At 58.3% G+C, this 6,504-nt stretch carries 10 protein-coding genes; 7 read left to right on the top strand and 3 right to left on the bottom strand.

Annotated elements, in window-relative coordinates; all coding sequences use genetic code 11:
* Positions 1 to 570: 570 nt before the first annotated feature.
* A complete protein-coding gene (locus A9O65_RS15365; protein WP_064702551.1) occupies positions 571 to 774 on the top strand; it encodes a cold-shock protein in 204 nt (67 codons plus the stop codon).
* Between the two features lie 130 nt (positions 775 to 904).
* On the opposite strand, the gene A9O65_RS15360 is transcribed toward A9O65_RS15365, so the two are convergent.
* Positions 905 to 1,327, bottom strand: a complete 423-nt coding sequence (locus tag A9O65_RS15360; protein WP_064702550.1) for a hypothetical protein — start codon at positions 1,325 to 1,327, stop codon at positions 905 to 907.
* Between the two features lie 1,567 nt (positions 1,328 to 2,894).
* Between A9O65_RS15360 and A9O65_RS17495 the strand changes: the two genes are divergently transcribed.
* The 4 genes from A9O65_RS17495 to A9O65_RS15340 all read left to right on the top strand — a co-directional run bounded on the left by A9O65_RS17495 (position 2,895) and on the right by A9O65_RS15340 (position 4,227).
* Complete coding sequence (locus A9O65_RS17495; RefSeq protein WP_254783152.1) at positions 2,895 to 3,182, top strand: hypothetical protein; 288 nt, start codon at positions 2,895 to 2,897, stop codon at positions 3,180 to 3,182.
* A 232-nt stretch (positions 3,183 to 3,414) separates the two neighbouring features.
* Complete coding sequence (locus tag A9O65_RS15350) at positions 3,415 to 3,732, top strand: hypothetical protein (protein ID WP_064702549.1); 318 nt, start codon at positions 3,415 to 3,417, stop codon at positions 3,730 to 3,732.
* 29 nt (positions 3,733 to 3,761) lie between these two features.
* Positions 3,762 to 3,974 carry a type II toxin-antitoxin system RelB family antitoxin gene (gene relB / locus A9O65_RS15345; RefSeq protein WP_064702548.1) on the top strand — a complete coding sequence of 71 codons (213 nt, stop codon included), beginning with the start codon at positions 3,762 to 3,764 and terminating at the stop codon, positions 3,972 to 3,974.
* Complete coding sequence (locus A9O65_RS15340; protein ID WP_064702547.1) at positions 3,967 to 4,227, top strand: hypothetical protein; 261 nt, start codon at positions 3,967 to 3,969, stop codon at positions 4,225 to 4,227. Before relB (A9O65_RS15345) ends, A9O65_RS15340 begins: the two co-directional genes overlap by 8 nt.
* A gap of 7 nt (positions 4,228 to 4,234) precedes the next feature.
* Here A9O65_RS15340 and A9O65_RS15335 read toward each other — a convergent pair whose 3' ends face one another.
* Together A9O65_RS15335 and relB (A9O65_RS15330) are read right to left on the bottom strand one after the other, a co-directional pair.
* A complete protein-coding gene (locus tag A9O65_RS15335; protein WP_064702546.1) occupies positions 4,235 to 4,501 on the bottom strand; it encodes a type II toxin-antitoxin system RelE family toxin in 267 nt (88 codons plus the stop codon).
* On the bottom strand, positions 4,485 to 4,709 hold the full coding sequence (gene relB / locus A9O65_RS15330; protein ID WP_064702545.1) for a type II toxin-antitoxin system RelB family antitoxin: 225 nt from the start codon (positions 4,707 to 4,709) through the stop codon (positions 4,485 to 4,487). The genes A9O65_RS15335 and relB (A9O65_RS15330) overlap by 17 nt, the downstream gene beginning before the upstream one ends.
* Positions 4,710 to 5,291: 582 nt before the next feature.
* Between relB (A9O65_RS15330) and A9O65_RS15325 the strand changes: the two genes are divergently transcribed.
* Both A9O65_RS15325 and A9O65_RS15320 read left to right on the top strand, forming a co-directional pair.
* Entirely contained in the window at positions 5,292 to 5,615 is a 324-nt protein-coding gene (locus A9O65_RS15325; RefSeq protein WP_064702544.1) for a hypothetical protein, read from the top strand.
* 700 nt (positions 5,616 to 6,315) lie between these two features.
* Positions 6,316 to 6,504, top strand: a 189-nt coding sequence (locus A9O65_RS15320) for a hypothetical protein (protein WP_146077112.1), incomplete at its 3' end; no start/stop codon positions are given.

Here is a 6,504-nt window from a genome sequence, read left to right as displayed (position 1 = left end):
TATGAGCGCCCGGACACTATCGTCGCCCGTGACGTGATGCCGATGCTCGCTGAGCTGCTGCTGATGATGCGGAGGACGGTCAAACCCGACACGCGAAAGATGGCGCAGAGCGAGATCGCGCGGGTGGGCATGCAGGTCTGGGAGTCTGGAAATCCGCTAGAGTAGCTGGGCAAGCCGAGATTCTAGGAGGCAAAACATATGTGGCAGGACGTCTCCCCGACACTAGTTCTGATCTTGCTGGTGAGTATCCCCCTCCTCAGTGGGCTCTTCCTGAGCCGACATCTGGAGAAAAAGAAAAAGAGGAAGAAAAACAGATCCTGACGCCGGCAGGTTTCGCATATGCGAAATTCGAGAGCGGGTCACCGGATAGTGCCGCTATCCCCTAGGCGATTACGTTTGACTTCCCCCCGTTCGGCGTGGGACCGTGACACGCAGTTGGTTAGCAAGTCGCATATGTCAGTTGTACTCGAATGATTCGGCAGCTTGGTTATATCCCCTTGTTTTACCTGCTTCATCTGGGGTAGTACCCGGCAAACGTACGAAAAGCGCTTCGCGCTAAGGAATTCGATCATGACAACTGGCACAGTTAAGTGGTTCAACGACGCTAAAGGTTTTGGTTTCATCTCTCCCGCTGATGGCGGTGATGATGTGTTCGCCCATTTCTCAGCGATTCAGGCTGATGGCTTCAAATCCCTGCAAGATGGCCAACAGGTCTCGTTTGACGTGACTCAGGGGCAAAAAGGCCTTCAGGCCTCAAACATCCAGGTGCTCTAACCTCCAGTTAGAAACCATTGTCGAGCACCAAGGCCCGCTTCGGCGGGCCTTGGTGTTTCTGCGTGTCCGATTTTCCACACCGACGGAGTTCGCACGTGCGAAATAGATAGCGGGACATCACGCCGTCATGTCACCGTCTATTAGGCATCCCATCTGCCTGGATGACCTGGTTACGCAGCGCCAAGTAGGTGCTCGAAGGCAGCGCCTGGATCTCGTCGCGCAGGTCAAAGGCCGCAGGCTCAACCGCCTCGATGGCCAACCGTAGGCACTCGTTCCCGTCCGGAGCATCGTGAATCTGCACGATCAGGCGGCATAGTGCTATATCGTCCTGTGCGCGCCTCAGAAGCATTTCTAGCCTTTCCGGCACTCTCGTACTGCTGTGGTATCGATTGTACGCCTGCGCGCCTTCCTCGGGGGCTGAGCAGGGGTTTCCAGGGCATACGCGGGGATCGTGACGCAGCACATAGGTTGGATCCGTGAACAGCGGGGCCAACGCTTCCAGTTCGTCCCCCTCGACTCGCACATAGTCATCTGGCGTCACCACTCGTCGCATATCGCCCTCCTGGGCCATCACACTGTGCTCATATCGTATCAGGCTGCCACCAGCCACGGCCTGCCGCTGCGTTGCATAGGCAGGCCGCTTGCCATCGCCTTCGGCGATGGCGGGGGAACCGATCGCGAAGCGAGTGGGGCGAGCCCGTCCAGGGAGAGCCCCCGAGGCTCTGCCGAGGGTTGGGGGAGCCGCTGCCGAGTCGTGCCCCAGCGCACAGGACAGGCCACCCCAGTGGCCGATCGGCAGTGGGGGCTTGCCCCCATCGTCCGACGGCGAAGCCAGGCGGACTCGTTGGTGCTTCAGTGGCATCCAAGCCACACGGGTTGAAGCGCCAACGAGTCCGGCTGCGGAGCAGCCAGGACGATGGCCGGGTGAATGCCCGACGGAAGCCGCGTTCAGCGGCAGACGGAAAGGCAGAGGGCGCAGCCCTGATGCGGGTTCCAGGCGCGTCCAGCGCCGACCCGCATGGGGTTGGCTTTAGGGGGTGGCTCTATTGCCGACTCCATATGTTGCTTTCCGTACGCAGCAATAAGCGGTCATATGGAGCTACCCACGGAATGACATATAGAGGCGAACCTGAGTCTTGTTCCACCCTGGAACGGGACTAACGCCCTCGCTTCGCTCGGTTGTTCGGCACCCCCGCTGCGCGAATCGGAGATTCGCTGGCGGCGGTGCCCGTAGTTCCGTGTCAGGGCAATTGTGAAATTCTGTAAACCGTTGGACATGGTCCATCTCTCACTCTGGATCGAGAGATCACTGTCACTGAAAGGTCGGAGAGACTAGCTGCCCATCGAAGCATTGGGATGGTGGTGCGCGTTCAGCGCACGCATGAAGGCGCGTAGCGCCGATCACGGGGGTTGGGTGGGCGGACAGCCCACCGCCCTGCTGAACAGGGGTTGGGGCGAGCCTGCACGTGTTGACACGGCGTAGCCGTCCCTTGGGGCGCGCAGCCGCGAAGCGGCTCGACCGCGCCCCTTCTCGACTTGTCGAGGCATTTAGGGGGTTAGGCCGAGCGAAGCGAGGGGCGGAGGGAGCGAAGCGACCGGAGGGTAGGTGAGCGCATAGCGCTCAAAAAATCGGGAGGCTAGTTCAGGTTTGGGGTGCAAACTTGCACCTTCCCTAGATCATAAGAAGGGGCGAAATATAGACTCCTTTAAAATCAGTAAGTTACATATAGGGGGTAGGTCACCAGCTGTGACCTACCCCTAGGTCACCAGCTGTGACCTACCCTGATCGGTACCGTTCACATATGATCGATACCTTGCTATGTTTGACCCACATACCTGATCGGTAGCGAGCAGACATGAACGATAGCACGTCACGGATGACCTCACCCCAGGTCAGAGGATCATGGGTCCAGACTGAGCGAGCTTCCCACGAAAAATGGGCAGCCTTAGTGCGGTCGAAGCCTCGCGCAGCGGCCTTGCTGCATATCCTAGTGGCCAACATGAACGCACGGGGGGCCGTGGTCGCCTCTCACAACACCTTGGCCAGCTTGTCGGGTTCCTCCGTATCGACGGTAAAACGAGCCGTTAAGGAGCTTGTCGAGGGGCAATGGATACAGACCATGCGCGTTGGGTCAGAGCGCGGCGGGGCCTTGGCTTACGTGGTTAATCGGCGCGTGGCATGGGCCGACAAACGGGAAAATCAGCGCTATGCGGTCTTCGATGCGCGTGTGATCGTCTCGGAAGGTGACCAGACGGAGAAGCTGGAAGGCCCGGAATTGCAGCAGATCCCCCGGCTCGGTGCAGGAGACGAGCAGCTTCCCAGCGGGGACGGAATGGACCCGCCAAGCCAACCGGAATTCGAGGGGCTAGAGCCTGACCTGCCATCCCTGTCCGAACGCGAGGAGTGATGCATGGCCACCAGTGACTCCCGAACAGCTCCGACAAGCCTACGAGCTTGTCACCGAGGATGCGGGATAGAGTGCCTGCGACACGACGCGACAGCGGTGATGCGACACTATGCGACTGACACCTAGCGATGCAGCCCGCCTCTTTGGCATCCACCGGGCGACCCTTTACCGCCACATGGCGGCGGGCCGCCTGTCATGGGTGCTAGAGCCGAATGGAAGCCGTGCGCTAGACATGTCGGAGCTGATCCGCTGCTATGGCGAGCCGTCTGGCCATGCGACACCCAGCGCGACACCTGCGACGCCCACCACCGGCGACGATGCGACACCCGCAACAGAGCGGCTACTGGCCGAGCTGGTCGAGCTGACCCGGCACCAGGGCGAGGAGCTGCGACGGCTGCGCGAGGAGGTGGCCACCCTGCGACGGCTGCCTCCACCACCAGACCAGGGCGAGCGTATGAACAATGCGACCAGGGACAACAACGACGACCCCAATGGGTTACGGGCCCTGGTTCAGGCACTCAGGGACGATACACCGGACGATGCCGATTAGACTGGAAGCAACCGAGAGGAGGTTACACCATGAGTACCCCACTGGATCCACGTATCAGCGAGTTCGAGACTCAGGAACAGGCCGACAGCTATGACCGCTGGTTTCGTGAGCGTGTCCAGCGCAGCCTGGACGATCCGCGACCTAACATCCCCCATGATGAGGTGATGGCTAAGATGGAGGCGATCATCGAGAACGCCAAACAGCGCCAAAGCACTAAAGATGGGACGGATTCCAATGGCTGAAAAAGGCGATCACGTGACAATGCCAAACTTGTCAGCAGAAGAGAGCCAACACGTCTCTGGCGGAGGAAGAGTGTTTATCGTGGAAGAGATCGAAGGCCCTGACTGGCGTGTCCTAATGGTCAAGGGGAATACCTGCACGATCATGCTGGAGCCTAACGACAGCGATGGGTACGGCGACGAGCAATATACCTACGACCTCGCCCTGGCAGTCGCCAACCTTTCCGAAGACTCCCCCTTAGTCAGGCCAATCTAAGCATGTCTCACCGATAAATTTCCTTGCGGTGCCCAATGCGCACGACGAGCACGCATACGCGCTCGTCCTCGATCTGGGCGATCAGCCGATAGTCCCCCACCCGATAGCGCCACAGCTCCCCCAGCTGGCCCTGGAGCGGTTTGCCCAGCTGTCGCGGATCCTCGAGCGGCTGAACCCGCTCGCGCAGGTAATCACGGATGCGCTTGGCCTCGACATGACCCAGCTTCTTCAACTGCTTGTGGGCAGTGCCCGTCAGCTCAATTTGCCAACCCAAGCTCACGCTCCACGTCGTCCAGGGAATGCGTGGTTTCCTCGCCACGGCGCAGGCGTTCCAGGGTCTGTTCGGCCAGGTAGACGTCCTCCAGGTCCTCGAGGTGCTCGAGGATGGCCTCACGGGCGTAATAGGTCTTGGTGCGACCGGTGGCCTTGGCCAGCGCCTCGAGGCGTTCCTCAATGTCGCTGGGTAGTCGGATTGCCAACATGGACAGTCCCTCCTAAGGGATGATATACACGTATATCATAACCTCCTGAGGGCCTAGTTTCATCACCTACACGTAAATTCGTTCACGCATCTTACGTGGATGACCGAAAGCAGCCACGATGAATGAGTAACCTACTGATAAAAAAGACATCTTACCGGTGAACCGTGGATAAACTGTCCAATCTAAGTCAGCACACGGTGGGCATAAATGGTTAAAACGATGCCCGCTATAACGGGCGAGAACAGCAGAAGTCCCCTCAGAACAGTATCTAGCTCCATGAGACCTTCCTCCATGTGACCAGTGGACCAGTCATGTAGAGCGGCTTTCTCTTACCCTTGCTCTACCCTAGATGCTTCCCTTTTGTTCCCACACAATCGAGGCTGTTTCCGATTCGGAAAAGATGTCACCACTATGTCTCCGGTTTGTCCCCTACAGAGGGCTTCGCACGTGCGAAATCGAAATCTTGCCATCATCAGCGGAAACCCCCTTTCATTTCGCACGTGCGAAACTGAAGTGCCGGGTGCCACTCACGCGGTCAGCGTGAGAATCCTGCCTTCGCCCCCATCACTCTGAGGATTTCGTATGTACGAAACGCGGGATCTGCCATACGACGTGCTGGACTGTCGCCTGAGGGGCCGCTGGTCAAAACTCTTTCGCCGGCTGCATCAGCTATCACGGGAGGCAGCCGACGCCGGCAACGCTGATGCGTCCCGGCGCTATCTCCTGCTTGCCCGCCAATTCAACCCCTTGGCTTTCCGATTACAGCCCCATGACGCTGCGGTCATGTTGGATCTCCGTCTGATGGAACTCAGTGGTCAACTGCGAGAGCAAGATCCTTACGACCTCAGCCAAGTGGAACATGACGTTGCGCGCTTGAAAGAAGATTTCAGCCTCTCGGACGATTAGCGGGGGTTTCCACCGATGGGTCACCCCCACGCATCGCCCAAAATGCAAGATTACGCGGCTTATCTTGATAGGTGGAGCGCCGCCGCCAAGGGGACCTGCGAGCCGCTTTGCAGCGGCGTTCCGATCCAGGGTTCATGTCCCTTACCTGTCCCCCTTTTGTCCCTCAGCGGTCCCTTTGGTGTCCCTAGTTGCGGCTGCCTGTCCCTTTTGTGTCCCCTCAATGTCCCGTTTCTGTCCTTCTTGCGTTCCTCTCCGCATTGCTACTTTTCTGCTACCTCAACGCTACCTTGTTGCTTCCTATGTGCTTCCTAGATGCTACCTATCTGCTTCCTCTCCCAAGCGCTTGTCGCTTGGTGTCCCCTCAATGCCCTGTTCCTGACCTGATGCGCATGGGATGTCCCCGATGTGTCCCACTTCTGTACCCGACATGTCCCATTTATGTCTCATGCCCTTCCGCCCTTCCGATGAAACGGAAGGGGCCCTCTCCTTAACGCTGATGGCTCGTCACGGGCCTCTGAAGGCCCTTAACGAGCCATACACCATACGCAATGCGAAGCATTGCCAAGTCGCTGATTTTTAAGGAATCACCTTCTTCAATTGTTGTCTTTGCGTTATACCAGCGTAAAACGTTTACCCTCTAAACCACCGTGAATTATAGGATTTGATGTAAAACATAGAGTAAAACACGGAGGATGGTTCGATGCCGAACATCAACGTTCGCGTTTCAGAGACCGAGAAGGCAGAACTGGAGGTCCGATCCAAAGGCAACGTGTCCGCTTACGTGAGGCAGCAGCTGTTCGGCCAGGATCGGACACTCGAGACAATCCTGCACCGCCTCGAGGACATTGCGGACGACCTGGAGGACAAGCACACAGGCGCGGAAGAGCGC

Origin of the sequence: Halomonas caseinilytica, assembly GCF_001662305.1 — a bacterium.
In the GTDB taxonomy this organism is placed as follows: Bacteria; Pseudomonadota; Gammaproteobacteria; order Pseudomonadales; family Halomonadaceae; genus Halomonas; species Halomonas caseinilytica.
The sequence above is the reverse complement of the archived record's forward strand: the minus strand, read 5'-3'. Positions and strand labels throughout refer to the sequence as shown.